This window comes from Clostridioides sp. ES-W-0016-02 (assembly GCF_020641035.1).
Classification (GTDB): Bacteria; Bacillota; Clostridia; order Peptostreptococcales; family Peptostreptococcaceae; genus Clostridioides.
This window is the reverse complement of the sequence record NZ_CP061361.1, coordinates 1,927,189-1,944,624: the sequence shown is the minus strand read 5'-3', so window position 1 is coordinate 1,944,624 and position 17,436 is coordinate 1,927,189. Positions and strand designations below refer to the sequence as shown.

The following is a 17,436-nucleotide window of genomic DNA, read 5'->3' as shown; positions in this document are numbered from 1 at the left end:
TATTAAAAAGAAATCTTGTTCTATATTCATATACCTAACATTAAGTATCCAGATTTCATTTGTTTCAAAATTTCGGAAAATAGTAAAGGAAGTTTTTCAGTTTCATCAGCCTTATTCAATAAATAATCTATTATTATATTAGATATTTTTTCAATTATAATTGCGCTTTCTTCAAAAATCTCTGCTACTTCTACCCAACAGTCATTTTTGTATTCAGTTCCAATAGATTTAAGCATCTTGCTCATTTTATCAAAACCACCTTTAAATTCGACACTATCTGGTTCTTCAATTCCTTTGATTGCATTTGGAATAGTTGGTACTGTTCCAAAAAACATAACCATATTAGCTAAAATCCTATCATAGTCATCTTTTTCCAGTTCATGTTTCCATTGTGACAATTCTTTGATAAACTTTTCAAAACCTTTATATCCTAAAAACCCTGTAGGTGGATTTAAAAACATATCACGCTTTATAGCGAGTGCTTCTTGAGCAATCTGATATTTATTCTTTGAACTATTCATTCTAACTGTACAAATTGTATTCGCTTTGCTTAATCCAGGATAACTACAATTCATACATTCACATAGTTCATCATAAGAAATAGAGATTAAATCAGTTATCCCACAATCATATAAATATATTCTTTCTTCTATATCATCATACCCTACCATAAGCACATAATGAAAAGGAATATGCTCTTTATGATATAATTTTTCATAATATGGCAGATAATACATATCTAAGGCTCCTAAAACAACTGGATAACCAGAATCAATTTCTGATTTTGCTTTTTTTAAAGCTTGTTCATACTTTTTAAACTCATAGTGTTTATATTCAAAACCAACAATAGGTGCTAAAAATTCATACATTTTTTTGGTTCTTCCATCCCCCAAAGCAACCATTCTCTTTAATTCTTTTTTATTTGTTTTTAGATAACAAAACGAGCCAAAACCTGATAATAAAAAGAAAAAATCATTTGGCAGAGATTCACCCATTTTATTCATATATATATCTTCTATACCATTCCACATACATTCATAATCATGTAAATGGTGCTTTATTTCAATTATTTTCCTCATTTAATTTACCTCCATTTATAAATAATTTCATTATGGAATTAATAGTGTTTTCATAAATTATATCTTTATAATTTCAAATGATATGGTTATTGCCTTCTACGATTAGTAGCTTTTTCATGTATATTTTTAATTAAACCTAGTATAAACCCTCCTATAATGTGAGAGTCAATGGCAAAATTCAAAAATAAGTATTCATATTGTGTAACTTATAATAAAATTAGACTTTTAATGCTTGTAAATAAGTAGAAAATCTTGAGAAAAATAAGTTTTAAAATTTCTTGTATTGTAATCAAATAAATTATTACAAATAATATAATAATTTTATATAAAAAAGAGTATATAAAAAACTAAAAAACGTTTCTTATATACTCTAATAATTTTAATTTACTATATTCTATTATTTCCCAGCCTTCATAGCTCTAATTTTTAGTGGTAAAGTAAATAAATTAATAAATCCTTCTGCATCTTTATGGTCATAAAGTTCACTATCTCCAAAAGAAGATATTCCTTCATCATAAAGTGCATTTTCAGTAAATATTCCAGCAGGTTTTATATTACCTTTGTAAAGTTTAACTTTTACTGTCCCTGTAACATTATCTTGAGTTTGTTCCATAAATGCATCTATAGATTCTCTTAATTTACAGTACCATAATCCATTATAAATAAGCTCTCCATATTTGTAAGATATCATTTGCTTAAAGTGTAGTGTGTCTTTATCTAAAGTAGCACTTTCTAAAATATTGTGTGCTTCATAAAGAATTGTTCCTCCTGGAGTTTCATATATACCTCTTGATTTCATACCAACAAGTCTATTCTCAACTATATCTATAACTCCAATTCCATGCTTACAACCTAACTCATTTAATTTATGAATTAATGCCACTGGAGATAATTCTTCACCATTTATCTTTTTAGGCTCACCTTTTTCAAAATAAACCTCTACATATTCAGCTACATCACATGCATCCTCAGGGTCTACACATTGTTTATATACATCCTTTTTATGTTCATTTTGTAAATGTTCTATGTCTCCACCTTCTGTTGATACATGCCAAAGGTTAGCATCTACTGAATATATTTTAGCTTTAGTTGCTGTTACTTTTATGTTGTGTTTCTCAGCATAATCTATAGCATCTTCTCTTGATTTTATATCCCATATTCTCCAAGGAGCTATAACTTTTATAGTTGGGTCAAGGGCTGCAATTGTAGCTTCAAATCTAACTTGGTCATTACCTTTTCCTGTACATCCATGGCATATATATTTTGCTCCTTCTTTATGAGCAACTTCAACTAATTTTTTAGCTATTATAGGTCTTGCTAAAGAAGTTCCTAATAAGTATTTTCCTTCATATTTTGCTTCTGCTTTTACAGCTTTAAATATAGTTTCCGTCACAAACTCTTCACTTATATCATCTACATAGGCTTTTGATGCTCCACTTTGTAAAGCTTTTTCATAAACATCTTCCATTTTATCTTCTTGACCTACATTTCCACAAACAGCTATAACTTCTATATCTTCATAATTTTCCTTTAACCAAGGTATTATAATTGATGTATCAAGTCCTCCTGAATATGCTAATACTACTTTTTCCTTCATTGTTAATTCCTCCCAATTTTAAATTATAATTTTATATTTTTTATTTTTTAATAGAAACTCTTAATATTTAATGACTTTAAAAATATAGATTCTTATAAAATCATTTTAATACTAAAAAAACCCCTCAGTATTTTTAAATACTAAGAGGCGAAATATCCGCGGTACCACTCTTATTGATAAACTTAGCTAATCAATCAGTAAATGTATAACTACTAAATACATATTAGTAAATAAATATATTAAAAAACGCCTCTTGGAAAAACCAAGAGACGAAATATATCCGCGTTACCACTCTAATTGATAAGATAAACTTATCCACTCTTTCTCTTAAGGCGAGATTACCTACTAACATACTAAATTCAATTAGCATCCTCCAAAGTTCTTTTCACTAATACTTATTTGCTAAGCTTCCACCATCCTCAGCTCTCTATAAAATACATAAAAGTTACTCTCTTTTTCATCGGATTTAAATATCAAATTTTTTAGACATCTCTTATAGAATATATAATAGTTTATTTTTCCATTTATGTCAACTATATAATTTATTTTCTTTTTAAAATATTTTCTCTTTAAGCTTACTCATATTTTACTTTCCAAAGGCATAGTCCTTTAGCTGGTGCGGTGTCTGATGACTTGCTTCTGTCTTTCGACTCAAGCATATGCTTAACATCTTGTGGTGCTTTTCTTTTAAGGCCAACATCTATTAATGCTCCTACTATTATTCTTACCATATTATATAAAAATCCATTTCCCTCTATATATATTTCTACAATATCATCATTTTCTTTTATATTTATTGAGTAAATTTCTCTTACATTAGATTTTTTCTTAGACTTAGAAGAAGCAAAGCTAGTAAAATCATGTTCTCCTATTAAATACTCACTTGCTTTTCTCATTCTATCTAAATCTAATTTTTTACTTATGTGTGCAGCATACTTTCTCATAAAAGGACTGTGATATTTATTATTATCAATCTTATATAAATAAGTTTTTGATTTTACATTGTATCTTGAATGAAATCTTTCATCAACTTCCTCAACAGTTTTTACAACTATATCCTCTGGCAAATATTCATATAGATATTTTTGAATTTTATCTACTGAATCCATACAATTTGTTTTAAAGTTTATAACTTGACCTCTTGCATGTGCTCCCATATCAGTTCTCCCAGAACCAATTATCTCAATAGTTTCATTGGCCATTTTACTTAAGACAGACTCAAGCTTTTCTTGTATAGTCATGTCATTATCGCCTAATTTTTGATAACCTTTGTATCTTGAACCATCATATGCTACTATCATTTTTATATTTCTCATCTTAATCCTCTTTCTAAGAATTTATGCCTGTTTAGCAAATTTATTTTTTATATTAAAAGTTATTTTTGTTCCAACATTCTTTTCACTTTCTATTTTCATTACTCCACCATGAAGTTTTACAATTTCATTACTAATTGCAAGACCTAATCCACTGCCAGCCTTGTTGTAATCCTCTTGGAAAAATTTATCTAAAACTTTATTTAAATTTTGCTTTTCTATACCTGAACCATTATCTTCAACTGATATAGTTGTTATATCTTCATCCTGAGAAGCTACAACTTTTATGTAACCACCCTGACTAGTGAATTTAAATGAATTTTGTATTAAATTTATAAGAACTTGTCTTAGTCTATTTTTATCTCCTTGGATATTTTCTATGAATTCATTTTCAAATTCAAATAAAAGTGATATATCTTTTTCAGCTGCTTTAACTTTCAACTGATTTACAACCCCAACAACTAATCCTTCAACATCAACTATATCAATATGAAGCTTTATCCTATCAGAAGAAAGCCTTGAGAAATCCAATAATTCTTCTACCAACTTTATAAGTCTTTCTGTCTCATCTTGTATAATACCTAGACCTAAATCTAACTCTTCTCTAGTTATACTTTCATATCCTAATGTTTCACTCCATCCCTTTATAGATGTAAGAGGGGTTCTCAACTCATGAGATACAGAAGATATAAATTCTTCTTTCAATTTTTCACTCTTATCAATTTCATGTGCCATATGTTCAAATGTCTGTGCTAAATCACCAATTTCATCATCTACAATCTTCATATTTTCCAATTTTATATTGTAGTTTCCTACAGCTAATTCGTTTGCAAACTTCTTTAGCTCTCTCAATGGTTTTATAAGAGTCTCAGCAAATTTGAGACTTATTAATATAGCTATAATAAGTATAAATATTCCCGCCAATATAAGCCATGTAGCTTGCTTTAATATGGCGTTATCAATTCCATCTAATGAAACAGTATATCTAACAACACCTTCTATAATATTATTTACTTTGAGTGGTAAGGAGATGCTCATGACATGCTCTCCTGTATCTGGTATTTTATAAGTATATGGTGTTAAATTTTTAGTCTTTACATCTCTTAATGCATTATCTACATCTTCATAATTTGCTTTTTCTTTACTTTTAAATCCATATTGGTCCAATATAACATTTTTATTCTTATCTATTATCGAAATCCCAAATTCTGAATTCTTTGTTAATGGCTGTTTATCAAAAATATTTTTAACTTTTTTCTCAAAGCTTGTAGTTTCCATTGTAATAGCATTATATTCATCAGCGTATTTTATTTCAGATTCAAGTAACTGTTTAACAGAATCATAGTAATAGTTTTGTATATAAAACATGAATAGCCCTTCAAACAGAGTTACCATTATAATAATTATTATAAAATAGTTTTTTATTACTTTTTTTCTCAGACCTTCAAAATGTAACACTATTATTCTTCCTTTCTAAAACAGTATCCATAACCCCAAATAGTTTGTATATATTTTGGTTTTGATGGGTCATCTTCTATTTTATTTCTTATCCTTCTTATATTTACATCTACTATTTTAAAATCATACAAATAATTAGTTCCCCATACCTCATCTAATATCTGATCTCTACTTAATGATTGTTTAGCATTTGATATCAAATATTTTACTATTGAAAATTCTGTTGGAGTAAGTTCAATCTCTTTACCATTCTTAAATAATTTTCTTTTATCTATATCAAGTATAAATGGTGGCGAGACTATCTCACTTGACTTAACATTTGAATCATCTTTTGCAACTCTTCTGATAAGAGCAGAAACCCTAACTAAAAGTTCCTTTATACTAAATGGTTTTATGATGTAATCATCTGCTCCTGAAATAAATCCTTCTATTTTATCATCTTCTTGAGCTTTTGCAGTAAGCATTATTATCCCAACTTGATCAAAATTTTCCCTTATAAACTTACAAACCTCTATCCCACTTATATCTGGAAGCATTACATCTAAAAGAGCTATTGTAATATCACTTTCTGTTGTCATTTTTTCTATAGCTTCTCTACCAGTACCTGCTTCAACTATTTCATAGCCTTCTCTTTTTAAGTTTATACTGACAAAACTTCTAATTCCAATTTCATCTTCTAGTATAAGTATTTTTTCCTTCATAAAATAAAACCTCCAATTGAGTGTAATATTAACCATATATTAATGAGAAATACTCTTTTAATGCGTCTATCGTAATATCTAACTTATCCATTTCATTTGCATCATTTATAGTTAGTAAAAAAGTATATTCATCGCTTTCTTGAAGTACAATAGAATTTTGTGTATTTGCACTTTTTCTATCTTCAAGTTTATTTTTACTCTCTACTATTATATTAAATAAATTCTTACGTTCTGAATAATCAAAATAGTAAAATTTAAATACAGCTTTTTCCCCAACAAATTCTTGTTCAACAATTATTTTATCTACTAAATTATTTTGCATAAATAATCTAAAATTGTATTTATAATTATAGTATATCTGGCTTATAAATATTAATTTTGAATTAGAATCTTCTTTCCCATTCCATCTGTACCAACTTATATTAGCAGATGCTTTAGAGGTATAAGTATTTCTATTCCCTCCAGCAACTATAGGTATCTCTATAATTTTATCTTTATCAACATCATCAACAGGTATGTAATAAGGTTTAGTAATAGTTTTATCATAATCACTAAACACTTTTTGAATTTTATCATTTTTCATATATAATATCTGTGTGATATAATTATTTTCTTTTAACATGGGAATATCTAGTACAACACCTTTGATGGATGCAGCTGAATTTCCAACAGATGAAGCAACATTACCTAGAGTTATATATAACTCATTTAGATTTTTTACATTTTCAAATTTGACATAATCCTTAACCTTCATAGTTCCATCAAAATTTGCAACAGTTGCAAACATCTCATTAGTTTTATTATTCAAATGAAGCATTAATATATCTATCTTGTCATCTCCATCTATATAACCAATCTTTACCTTCATATCGTTAAAATCTTCTTTATTTTGAATCCAAGAAGCATCTAAATCGTATACTTTTGTGATTTCATTATCCCTTACTTTGTATATATGCATATTAGTTTTATCTTTGGATTTAACAAGTAAAATAACTTCCTTATATCCATCTGAATCCAAATCATAGAAATTAGCATATTCTATTGATTCTCCATTTTCTAAATAATGGTCTCCTAGTACATATTTTTCACCATTGTAACTTAAAGTTACAAAACCTACTTTATTAACATTATTACTTAAATCTTCTTTTTGCTCAAATACTACTAATTCATCAACTCCATCACTATTTAAATCTACCTTATTTATTTTTCCTACCTCTTTTGTATTAGAAGGCAATATCATAGATGAGTCTGGTTTTAGTAGCTGATCTATACCATCGTACAATACTTTTTTTGTATCATCATAGTTAGGTATCTTTGCCAATTGTTCTGGAGATTCAGTTTTAACATTACATCCAGTAACAAATAACATCATTAAGCCTGATACAATAATAAGCTTTAATAACTTCATTTAACCCCTCCTAATCCTACAATCTTAAATTTTTCTTTTTTCTCGCAAAAATCTCCTCACAATAGTTAGACGTTTCAAATCCTCATAAGGTTTTACTTATTTTAACAAAACTTTATATTTTGATAAAACTTATGATAAATATAAAATCTAATTATTATTTCTAGGAGGTTTAGGCCCTGGATATTGGAAAAAGTTAGTTTTTAGCATACCATTATATAATTTTCTCTTTTTAGCTGCTTTTTGTCCAAATTCATATTCAAATTCTTCATAGGAAGTTATCAGATAATATGACCAATTTTTTAACTTTCTAAATGCATAACCAAGCTCTTTATATAATTGTTTAACACTATCCTTATCTTCCAATCGTTCTCCATAAGGAGGATTGGTAACTATAAATCCAAATTCTTCTTCACTCTCAAACTCAGTTGCATCTCCTACATTGAATTCTATATATTCATCTACACCTGCTATTTCTGCATTTTCTCGAGCTATATCTATACATTCTGCATCTATATCATATCCATAAATTTTAAATTTAGATTCATTGTCTATTTTATTAAAAGCATCTTTTCTTACATCCCACCAAATCTTTTTATCAAGCGTTCTCCATTTTTCTGATATAAATTCTCTATTTAATCCAGGTGCCATATTTATACCTATCATAGCTGCTTCAATTAATATAGTACCAGAACCACACATAGGGTCTACTAAAGTCCTACCTGCTTTCCAAGGAGTTAAGTAGATAAGTCCAGAAGCTAAAGTTTCTCTTATCGGAGCTTTATTTGCTTTTTCTCTATATCCTCTTTTATGTAAAGCATCTCCTGTTGTGTCTATTGAAAGAGTTACTTTATCTTTGTGTATAAATACAAATATAGGGTATTTTTCTTTATCTTCTTTAAGCAAACCATCCTCTAAATAACTTTTCTTCAAGCTTTCTACAATAGCTTTTTTTACTATAGCTTGTACATCTGGTGTACTGTATAATTTTGATTTTATAGAAGAAGCTTTTGAAATAGGAAATTGAGCTCCATAAGGTATATATTTAGACCAATTTATCCTTTTTGTATTTTCAAATAATTCATCAAAGCTTTTTGCTTCAAACTCAGCAATCTTAAGATGTACTCTTTCTGCACATCTTAACCACATGTTTGATTTTGCTATCCCAAATTCATCAGTCTTATATGTTATTCTTCCATCTTCTGTTTTTATTATTTCATATCCCAAATTAGTAATTTCTCTAGCCAACATTTTTTCCATTCCAAAAAAACATGGCGATATTAATGTATAGTTTTTCATAAAACCTCCTGTTTCCTATATTAATTACAACGATTATTTATTTTTTAACCTATTTACATGTTTAAATTCATACTTCCCATTTGATATCCTGACATATCTAGTGTAACATATTTAAAGCCAAATTTTTTTAATTTAGTGTCAACTTTACTAAAATTGTTATTTTCAAAAAATTTACCTAATTCTTCCTGATTAACTTCTATTCTAGCTATATCTCCATGCATTCTTACTCTAAATTGAGAAAAGCCCAAATCAGATAAATATTCTTCACTTTTTTCTATTATCCTAAGCTTTTCATCTGTAATTTCAACACCATAAGGAATTCTGCTTGCCAGACATGCAAATGATGGTTTGTTAAAAGTTTCTAACTTCATATCTCTTGAAAGTAACCTAATTTCATTTTTCTTTAATCCACTTTCTTTCAATGGACTAATTACTTCTAGTTCATTTAGTGCTTTAAGACCTGGTCTATAGTCTCCTAAATCATCTACATTGGTTCCATCCACTATGTACTTTATATTATGTTCCTTTGCGACCTCTTTTATTTTAGTAAATATATATTTTTTACAATAATAACATCTTTCAACACCATTTTCTTTGAATTCCTTTAAATCAAAATCTTCTATTTTTAATATAATATGTTTAACTCCAAAATTTTTAGTATATTGTTTTGCTTCTTCTATTTCTCTATTTGAGTGCATCATTGCATGAATAGTTACAGCTATAACATTATCTCCTAATGTATCTCTTGCTACTTTAAGTAAGAAATTACTGTCAACTCCACCTGAATAAGCAACTGCCACACTTTCTAATTCAATCAATTTTTCTCTTAATTTTTCTAACTTTTCTCTTTCCTTCACTAAATCTACCTCCATATCAATGAAATATGAACTCTAAAACTATTCTTATTTTTTACATACTTAATGATTATAACATATAAAGTATATATTTAAAAAATTAGAATAACTTTTAAATATATTAATTATAATATTAAAGTACTTTTATTTATATCTTTACAATTTAAGCATATTGCTGTATTACACTATATAAAAACAAAACAGTGTAATACAGTAATATACTTAAAAGCCATGAAGCCTAAATAGCCTATCTTCATGGCTAAGTTCACGATTTTATTCTCATATAATTACTCTTCTTATCGATATAATTGTAAATTACAAAAAGATACTATCATTAAAAATGTTTTAAAAACTTAATACTTATAGTTTACAGAGCTCTATATCAATCCCACCAAAAAAGCCATATGGTAGAATCTTGTATTACCTCTTTTAGAGCTCTTAATGTCTCATATCCTTGTACAATAATATCTTCACAGTACAAGATTAACTCTATGCATAGGTTATTGAACATTGTATTGTCACTAGGTATATTTTTTGAAAAATATTGGACTGTGTCACATCCAATTGCTATTGGGTATGCTCCATAATTTTCGTACCAATATTTTGCAACTGCTATATGCTCTTCATCACTAGGACAATCGTTAAATCCACCAATTGGTATATATGCAAATACTTCATAAGGTTTAGTTGTTGGAACTTTAGCTATGTAAACTTTGTTATTTTCTTGAAATATATCTATATTTGTAATTGGGTTAAAACTTTTATAATCACAAAAAATATCTTCTGACTCTATGAGTTCCTTTACCACCTCTGAAATTTCACTCTTCCTACACTTGAAAAATTCATTTACATCAATTTCATTATATTTTTTCAGACAATGCTCTTTGTAGTTCTCAAGAGAACCATACTCTTTATTGACAATATCAATGTTTTCTTTTAGCAATCCTACCTTTTCATCGATAATTATAATTGGTGTATATCCTTTTTCTTTTCCATCTTCTATCATTGTCTCCAATAAATTGTCAATATCAATCTCATTGTTCACAGGAACACATTCAAAACCATATAAATCTTCAATACCCATATTTATCTCCTATTCTTTTTAGATTTAATTCTTTTGAAAGTTTTCTTTTTTTGTTGTCAAATTTTTAAATACTATTATTATTTGTAAAACTATAAGTAGAGGTATAATTTATAAAAAACATTCATATTAAATAAATTTTCATTTAATTTTTTGTATAAATATAACGTTTTTATGACAATATCCTCATATAAATATAATATCACAAAACAAATGTTCATGGTTAATAATAAGTAATTTTGTAATAATTCGTTGTAATATTATGTTATTTTAAATAAAATAAATGATATAATTTGTATAAGAAAGGATATATTTATTTACATTAAATTTATTTGAGACAAGGTCAATGTGAATTTTTTTAATAGTAACAAATATCCCCAAAATAATAAATAATATTAGACTTTATGTATAGTATAAATTCTAATAAATCACATGCATGTTTGCAAGAATTAATAGATTAAAATCAAGATTTAGATTTAATAGTACTTTTATGTGAAAAGATATGTATTTATTTAATATATTAAACTCAGAAAGTACAAGATTCTACTATCTAATAGCTAATAATTCTATTGATATGCTTTTAATCCCAATACTAAAAACACTTACATAGAGACTAGAAATGTACTTTTCTAACTTGTAATTAACAGTAATTACTATGTATAAATTTTAACTGCATTGAGAAAATAGTAGAATAATATACCTGTAAAATTTATTAGAGTTGTATATTCACGTGTATTTCTTATTATTTATGTATAACAAAAGTAAATTTAATACATAAATTTATAGGTGTACCAATTAAAAATTTTAACTAATACACCCATTGATTTCTATTCTTCCTTTAATAAAATATCTTTCCATACATCTTCTTTAAACCCTAATAGTACATTTTTACCATCAAATAGTAGTGGTCTTTTAATAAGCATACCATCACTTACTAATATTTCTAGCAGTTTATCATCTGACTCAGTCTTTACTACATCTTTAAGACCTAATTCTCTATATTTCATTCCACTTGTATTAAAAAACTTTTTTATATCATATCCACTAATATTATAAATTAATTCTAATTCATTTTTAGTTGGTGGATTTTGAACCATATCTATATCCTCAAATTCCAAATTATTTTCTTTAAGCCATTTTTTTGCTTTTTTAACTGTAGAACATTTTGTATATCCATATAATTTAATCATTATAGTAAAACTTCCTTTCTAATTTTTTATCTCTATATTTACATTTTTATACCCATAATATGTATATTATAATCAAGTTTTATCATAAATACGATAGAACAGTTCAAATTTTCTAGCATCAATAGATACAGTCTTAGTTATATTAAAATCTCCATATTTGCTTTCATTAAATTTATAATTGCTACTGTTGATGATAAATTCTTCCTCCTCATACTTTTTCTTTAGCTATTTTGGTGTGAAGTATGGTATTTCTATAATTTTAATCTTACATTATACATTTTTTGAATTTGTATACATGTAAAAGCCGTGACAGTTTGATATCACGACTTTTTTACCACACAGTTAAATTAAATTTTAACTGCTCTAATATATCAAAATTTATATTTTTCATTGTAAAAGTCAGACAAACAATCCTTATTTTTTTATAAAATTTCAATATAAATTCCGTTTTTAAAAATTTAAACAATTTTTTCTTTTATTTGAATATCCTCAACTATACCATCTTTTATACTTATAATCTTATCAGCAACACTATTTGAAAATACAACATCATGTGTAATTATCAGTATAGTCATGCCTTTATCTTTAAGCCTATTCATTATATTTACTACTTTTTGAATAGTATCAATATCAAGTGCAGAAGTAGGCTCATCAAAACAAAGAACTTTTGGCATTAATGCACAAGACCTAGCTATTGCAACTCTTTGTTGCTGTCCTCCTGACAACTCAAATGGATATGAGTTCAATTTTTCTTCCAAATCAACTAGTCTCAAAAGTTCTTTAGCTCTATTTTCAGCTTCCTCTCTAGGGACTTTAAAAACATTAACTGGAGATTCAATTATATTTTCAAGGACAGTCATATGAGGAAATAGATTAAAGTTTTGAAAAACCATACCTATTTTACCACGTATTTTTGCCATGTCTTTCTTACTTTTTATTATTTCATTATCTATTATAATTTCTCCACTATCAAATTCTTCAAGACCATTTATACATCTTAATATTGTGGTCTTCCCTGCACCAGATTTACCAAGCAAAACTCCAATCTGACCTTCTTCTAGTTCAAAAGAAATATCTTTAAGCACTTTATTTTTTTTAAATGATTTATTTAAATTCCTGATTTTCAACATATAAAAAACCTCCTCCTATAATTATTGTAGCTTTATCTGTAATAAGAATATTTTTTTTCAAGTAATTCAAATCCCTTAGTAAGTATAGCTACAAATATAAGATATATTGCTCCTGCCTCAAATAGTGGTAACAAACTTGCTTCTCTATTCATTGCTATTTGAGATATTCTTAAAATATCATTTAATCCTAATATATATACTAAAGATGTATCTTTTACTAATGTAATTACTTCATTTGAAATAGGTGCTAGTATTCTTTTAAAAACTTGTGGAAATATTATTCTCTTGTACATCGTAAATTTGTCAAACCCTAGTACTTTTGAAGCTTCATATTGACCTCTATCTATTGATTGTATTCCACCTCTAAATATTTCTGCAAAGTATGCTGCATAATTTAAGAAGAAAGCTACTATTCCAGCTGTAAATCTGTCAAATACAATTCCTATAAGAGGTAAACCATAGAATATGACTATCATTTGTAAAAGTAAAGGTGTTCCTCTCATTATTAATATATAACATTGTGTAATACCACTTATTAATTTATTTTTTGATAATCTTAAAAATGCAACTCCAATCCCCAATGGAATTGATACTATTAATGTTATACAAAACATTGCTATAACTATTTCTAAACCTTGTAACATGCCTTTAGTGCCCCCTTCTTAACAGCTAACTTATCTCTTATTTAAACCACTTATCATAAATTTTGTCAAAAACTCCATCTTTTTTCATTTCTTTTAATGTTTCATTTATTTTTTTACAAAGTTCTGGATTTTCCTTAGATGTTGCTACAACATAATCTTCTAATCCAAAATCTTCTTTTAATACTTTATATTTATCTTCACCTTTTTGTCCCATATAGTATCTAATTAAAACTTCATCACCAACAACTGCGCTAGTTCTACCTATCTCTAAGTCTCTAAGTGCTTTATCGTAAGTATCATAAAGAACTGGTGCTCCACCCTTTAAGCTATTCATAAAATCTTTATCTTTTTCTACTGCATCAAGAGCTGTTGAACCTTGTTGAGTTCCAACTTCTTTATCTTTTAAATCAGCTTTTGTATTTACTTTTGAATCACTTAAAGTAACTATTATTTGTTTATTTTGTAAATAAGGTTCTGTATATGATACTATTTTCTTTCTCTCATCTGTTATAGAATATCCATTCCATAATACATCTACAGTTTTTGAATCATTTAACTCTGTTTCTTTCATTGACCAATCTATTGGTTGAAATTTAACTTCCATTCCAAGTCTCTTAAATGTCTCTTTTGCTAAATCAACATCAAATCCCACTGTTTCTCCTTTTTCATCTAAAAATCCCATTGGTACAAATGTATTATCAAATCCTACAATTACCTCTTTTTTTGATGCATTTGAAGCATCTTTATCCTTTTCATTATCTGATTTTGAGCAACCTGCCATTCCACTTACTAAACCTAACATAATTGTAAATAATCCTAATTTTTTTAATATATTTTTCATAATATTCTCCCTCGTCTTTTAAATTTTTAAATTTTAAATATTTTGATTATTTCAGAAAAAATGTATCTATTGCAATATAATTCTCTGCGCGCTTAAAAAATTATATTAAAAAACTCCCGTCTCTAGCTATTGCTAGAGGACGGGAGTTAAATCTCGTGGTTCCACCTCTGTTCATTAATGCCTCACGACACTAACCTCTTTAAGTACAATAAAAATTATACTCTAGCACTATAACGGATGCAAGGATACCGGGAAACTCCTAGTAAAGTATTTTTACTCTTTCAGAGTCCTGCTCAAAGATGTGTTCAAAGTAAAATCTATTGCTCCTCTCACCAATCGGAAACTCTCTGTTTAAGATTACCTACTTTTACTATTTCTTTTCATCGCATTTAATGTTGTTTTGAATTCTTATTTATGATATTGATTTTATATCATAAGGCAATATCTGTCAATATATATTTTAAAATAAATATAAAAATCTAATTCCAAGGTACAACTTCTACCTCACCATAGCATCGTTCTACCAATCTATTAGAATACTCTCCTTTATATCCCAAAATAAAAAGCAAAACAAGCTCAATATATCTTGTTCCTATTGAAATGATATTCCAAATGTCTTCAACTTCTAGTGTAGCTCTATGAGCTTTTCTACTTGGATGAACTATACTATTTCTTAAATAAATAACTAAATCTATTCCATCATCAAACTTCTTTTTTATCATGCTATCAAATATGTCTAACTCATATTTACCATATGGTATCTTACATATATCAAGTAGAAGTCTGATATTTTTAGATGCCAAATTATGGTCAAAAGTTTCATCTGTAAGCACCTTATTTTGCTCTACCAGCACTACATATGACAAAGTTTCAAGTGCAATCTGTACAGATATTATATTATTTTCCATAGTCACACTTCCAAGAGACTCTATATACCAATCAACGACACTCTTTATCGCAGAACCATAATAAAAATCTTCTAATTTTTTGCACATGAGACTTATATATTTTTCTATATTATGATAATTCGACAGCGTATCTGACCATGTTGGTACATATCTAAAAGGTGTTATTTGATTTTCATTCCAAATTCTATAAACTTCATTACCATTTCTATATCCTTTTGCCAAACAAAATCCAACATATCTGCCACACATAAAACTCAAGGCTGTTGCTATTCTATCTAAAAGATTTATTGTATTATTAGTTCTAAAAATTCTACCATCTTTTCTTCTAATCCTACCTATATGAGTTATTATTGCACCAGATTTAGACTTTAAATCTGACTTCAATTCTTTTCTATAATCATACCGTTTATCTATAGTAACAACATAATCATTTATATCAAATTCAATTCTACCTGCATATACCTTATCATTGTATTTTATAAGTTTTCCAGGTATTTTATCTAAGTTTATTATATTAAAATCTACATGTTCAACATAAGAGTTTTTAGATTTTATACAATCATCATTGATATATCCTTCTATCACAAAATCACTTAGAGTGTTTATTGTTATAGAAATAATCTTATAACCATAGACTTCAAGAATAGCATTATCATAGTCCAAAACTAAGTTCTCATCTTCATTTTCTATATCTTCAATGCAACCTATATCTGCTTTAAAACTTATGGATATTGGAGGTGTCATTTTATAATAAATTTTTCCATTACATCTATATTTCTTATCTAAATATATACAAAATCTACCTTCATAGATACTAATATCTTCATTGATACCATAGCTTAAATATTCTGATGTTATAGAATCATCAATTTCTTTCATTTTTATTCCCACCTTTGCTTTTGTATAATAACATGGGGATTTCATTTCTTTTTTATTTAGTAAAACCCAATCTATTATATAATTCAATATATTATTTTTATTAATTATGTATTTTATAATTTCTTATAAAAACAGTATCATTCTAGTATCATCGTTTGTTAGAGACATTATGTATTTTATAATTTTTTATTTATTAATAATACCTAAAATAGATTTTAAGAAATCATTTTATTACCATAGCTTTTATTCATTTAGATATTATCATTCATATATGTACATTGTCAAAGAAAACATTTAATTTATTAAATATTTTCTTTAACAATATATTATTATAATCTTATAAATAATATATTTAATAAACTGAATCTATTTCATTAAATGATTTTTCAAAATAAAAATGGCAGCTTTAATTTGTTATTTCAAAACTACCATTAGATTATGTATATTTTCTTTTAACATATAAAGCTTTTACTCATTACAACGATTTTTACTACGTTTATTTAGTCTATATATTCAAAATATTATGGCACTCATAAAATTGGAACCCAAAATTCAATCAAACTTTTACCATCCTTATCAACTAATTCTCCATATCTCGCAAAATCATATTTAGCATTTTCATTTAACTGGCATGTTGACTGAGGTAACCATTCTTTATAAGCATAATCTACAACAGGTTGTAAGCTATCTTCTCTCTTTGCTTTAAAGGTAAAAACTATATTTTGCACATTCACCTATAACAGAAAAACCTAGTCGTGTATTTCCTTTATAGCCTACTAAAAGAATTTTGTCATTTTCAACCATTTTAACTTCCATTATTCTATCACCTCTCAAAGTTTCTTTTCCATCAACAGTAAACTTTAATTGTACAGGATGAAAATCTCCTTTTTTTCTAAATGATTGTGGGCTACATTTAAACATAGCCTTAAATCCAATTGTAAATGATTGTTGTGTTTCATATCCAGCAAATAGTGAAATTTCCATAATTGGCTTATCTGTAAAAATTAGTAACCTTCTAGTATGATTGTACCTAATTCTGTCTTAGCTATTTTCACAT

General features: G+C 26.9%; 16 protein-coding genes and 2 other annotated features. All 16 genes read right to left on the bottom strand.

Features of this window, described 5'->3' with window-relative positions:
• Positions 1 to 26 precede the first annotated feature (26 nt).
• Positions 27 to 1,079, bottom strand: a complete 1,053-nt coding sequence (locus tag IC758_RS09440) for a BtrH N-terminal domain-containing protein (RefSeq protein WP_227834423.1) — start codon at positions 1,077 to 1,079, stop codon at positions 27 to 29.
• Positions 1,080 to 1,476: 397 nt separating this feature from the next.
• Positions 1,477 to 2,676, bottom strand: coding sequence for an argininosuccinate synthase (locus IC758_RS09435; protein WP_227435954.1), 1,200 nt, complete (start codon positions 2,674 to 2,676; stop codon positions 1,477 to 1,479).
• Between the two features lie 262 nt (positions 2,677 to 2,938).
• Positions 2,939 to 3,146: a binding site (T-box leader), on the bottom strand.
• Positions 3,147 to 3,251: 105 nt separating this feature from the next.
• The gene (gene truA, locus IC758_RS09430) at positions 3,252 to 3,992 is read right to left on the bottom strand and encodes a tRNA pseudouridine(38-40) synthase TruA (protein ID WP_227483137.1); all 741 of its coding nucleotides are present in this window, start codon (positions 3,990 to 3,992) and stop codon (positions 3,252 to 3,254) included.
• A 21-nt stretch (positions 3,993 to 4,013) separates the two neighbouring features.
• On the bottom strand, positions 4,014 to 5,447 hold the full coding sequence (gene walK, locus IC758_RS09425) for a cell wall metabolism sensor histidine kinase WalK (protein ID WP_227435951.1): 1,434 nt from the start codon (positions 5,445 to 5,447) through the stop codon (positions 4,014 to 4,016).
• Between the two features lie 2 nt (positions 5,448 to 5,449).
• Positions 5,450 to 6,148, bottom strand: a complete 699-nt coding sequence (gene walR / locus IC758_RS09420; RefSeq protein ID WP_227435949.1) for a cell wall metabolism DNA-binding response regulator WalR — start codon at positions 6,146 to 6,148, stop codon at positions 5,450 to 5,452.
• A gap of 28 nt (positions 6,149 to 6,176) precedes the next feature.
• A complete protein-coding gene (locus IC758_RS09415; protein WP_227435946.1) occupies positions 6,177 to 7,556 on the bottom strand; it encodes a hypothetical protein in 1,380 nt (459 codons plus the stop codon).
• A gap of 147 nt (positions 7,557 to 7,703) precedes the next feature.
• On the bottom strand, positions 7,704 to 8,852 hold the full coding sequence (locus IC758_RS09410) for a THUMP domain-containing class I SAM-dependent RNA methyltransferase (RefSeq protein WP_227483138.1): 1,149 nt from the start codon (positions 8,850 to 8,852) through the stop codon (positions 7,704 to 7,706).
• Between the two features lie 53 nt (positions 8,853 to 8,905).
• Positions 8,906 to 9,724, bottom strand: a complete 819-nt coding sequence (gene larE, locus IC758_RS09405) for an ATP-dependent sacrificial sulfur transferase LarE (protein WP_227860926.1) — start codon at positions 9,722 to 9,724, stop codon at positions 8,906 to 8,908.
• Positions 9,725 to 10,088: 364 nt separating this feature from the next.
• Positions 10,089 to 10,790: a DUF4253 domain-containing protein gene (locus IC758_RS09400; RefSeq protein WP_227435938.1), complete on the bottom strand. Its 702-nt coding sequence runs from the start codon at positions 10,788 to 10,790 to the stop codon at positions 10,089 to 10,091.
• A gap of 824 nt (positions 10,791 to 11,614) precedes the next feature.
• Complete coding sequence (locus IC758_RS09395; protein WP_227435937.1) at positions 11,615 to 11,977, bottom strand: arsenate reductase family protein; 363 nt, start codon at positions 11,975 to 11,977, stop codon at positions 11,615 to 11,617.
• Positions 11,978 to 12,435: 458 nt separating this feature from the next.
• Positions 12,436 to 13,107, bottom strand: coding sequence for an amino acid ABC transporter ATP-binding protein (locus tag IC758_RS09390; protein WP_227435935.1), 672 nt, complete (start codon positions 13,105 to 13,107; stop codon positions 12,436 to 12,438).
• A 32-nt stretch (positions 13,108 to 13,139) separates the two neighbouring features.
• The gene (locus IC758_RS09385; protein ID WP_227435933.1) at positions 13,140 to 13,751 is read right to left on the bottom strand and encodes an amino acid ABC transporter permease; all 612 of its coding nucleotides are present in this window, start codon (positions 13,749 to 13,751) and stop codon (positions 13,140 to 13,142) included.
• Positions 13,752 to 13,788: 37 nt separating this feature from the next.
• Positions 13,789 to 14,592 carry an amino acid ABC transporter substrate-binding protein gene (locus tag IC758_RS09380; protein WP_227834424.1) on the bottom strand — a complete coding sequence of 268 codons (804 nt, stop codon included), beginning with the start codon at positions 14,590 to 14,592 and terminating at the stop codon, positions 13,789 to 13,791.
• Between the two features lie 132 nt (positions 14,593 to 14,724).
• Positions 14,725 to 14,985: a binding site (T-box leader), on the bottom strand.
• Between the two features lie 86 nt (positions 14,986 to 15,071).
• Positions 15,072 to 16,379 carry a hypothetical protein gene (locus IC758_RS09375; protein ID WP_227483140.1) on the bottom strand — a complete coding sequence of 436 codons (1,308 nt, stop codon included), beginning with the start codon at positions 16,377 to 16,379 and terminating at the stop codon, positions 15,072 to 15,074.
• Positions 16,380 to 16,909: 530 nt separating this feature from the next.
• On the bottom strand, positions 16,910 to 17,107 hold the full coding sequence (locus IC758_RS09370; RefSeq protein ID WP_227435928.1) for a GyrI-like domain-containing protein: 198 nt from the start codon (positions 17,105 to 17,107) through the stop codon (positions 16,910 to 16,912).
• A complete protein-coding gene (locus tag IC758_RS09365) occupies positions 17,082 to 17,363 on the bottom strand; it encodes a hypothetical protein (RefSeq protein ID WP_255604584.1) in 282 nt (93 codons plus the stop codon). The genes IC758_RS09370 and IC758_RS09365 overlap by 26 nt, the downstream gene beginning before the upstream one ends.
• Positions 17,364 to 17,436: the final 73 nt, after the last annotated feature.

What these genes read in the sequence shown, in the direction of transcription:
- IC758_RS09365 (WP_255604584.1), bottom strand. Translation starts at nt 17,363, where the DNA reads ATGGAAATTTCACTATTTGCTGGATATGAAACACAACAATCATTTACA.
- IC758_RS09380 (WP_227834424.1), bottom strand. Translation starts at nt 14,592, where the DNA reads ATGAAAAATATATTAAAAAAATTAGGATTATTTACAATTATGTTAGGT.
- IC758_RS09390 (WP_227435935.1), bottom strand. Translation starts at nt 13,107, where the DNA reads ATGTTGAAAATCAGGAATTTAAATAAATCATTTAAAAAAAATAAAGTG.
- IC758_RS09400 (WP_227435938.1), bottom strand. Translation starts at nt 10,790, where the DNA reads ATGGGTATTGAAGATTTATATGGTTTTGAATGTGTTCCTGTGAACAAT.
- IC758_RS09435 (WP_227435954.1), bottom strand. Translation starts at nt 2,676, where the DNA reads ATGAAGGAAAAAGTAGTATTAGCATATTCAGGAGGACTTGATACATCA.
- IC758_RS09375 (WP_227483140.1), bottom strand. Translation starts at nt 16,379, where the DNA reads ATGAAAGAAATTGATGATTCTATAACATCAGAATATTTAAGCTATGGT.
- walR (WP_227435949.1), bottom strand. Translation starts at nt 6,148, where the DNA reads ATGAAGGAAAAAATACTTATACTAGAAGATGAAATTGGAATTAGAAGT.
- IC758_RS09440 (WP_227834423.1), bottom strand. Translation starts at nt 1,079, where the DNA reads ATGAGGAAAATAATTGAAATAAAGCACCATTTACATGATTATGAATGT.
- IC758_RS09410 (WP_227483138.1), bottom strand. Translation starts at nt 8,852, where the DNA reads ATGAAAAACTATACATTAATATCGCCATGTTTTTTTGGAATGGAAAAA.
- truA (WP_227483137.1), bottom strand. Translation starts at nt 3,992, where the DNA reads ATGAGAAATATAAAAATGATAGTAGCATATGATGGTTCAAGATACAAA.
- larE (WP_227860926.1), bottom strand. Translation starts at nt 9,724, where the DNA reads ATGGAGGTAGATTTAGTGAAGGAAAGAGAAAAGTTAGAAAAATTAAGA.
- IC758_RS09395 (WP_227435937.1), bottom strand. Translation starts at nt 11,977, where the DNA reads ATGATTAAATTATATGGATATACAAAATGTTCTACAGTTAAAAAAGCA.
- IC758_RS09385 (WP_227435933.1), bottom strand. Translation starts at nt 13,751, where the DNA reads ATGTTACAAGGTTTAGAAATAGTTATAGCAATGTTTTGTATAACATTA.
- IC758_RS09415 (WP_227435946.1), bottom strand. Translation starts at nt 7,556, where the DNA reads ATGAAGTTATTAAAGCTTATTATTGTATCAGGCTTAATGATGTTATTT.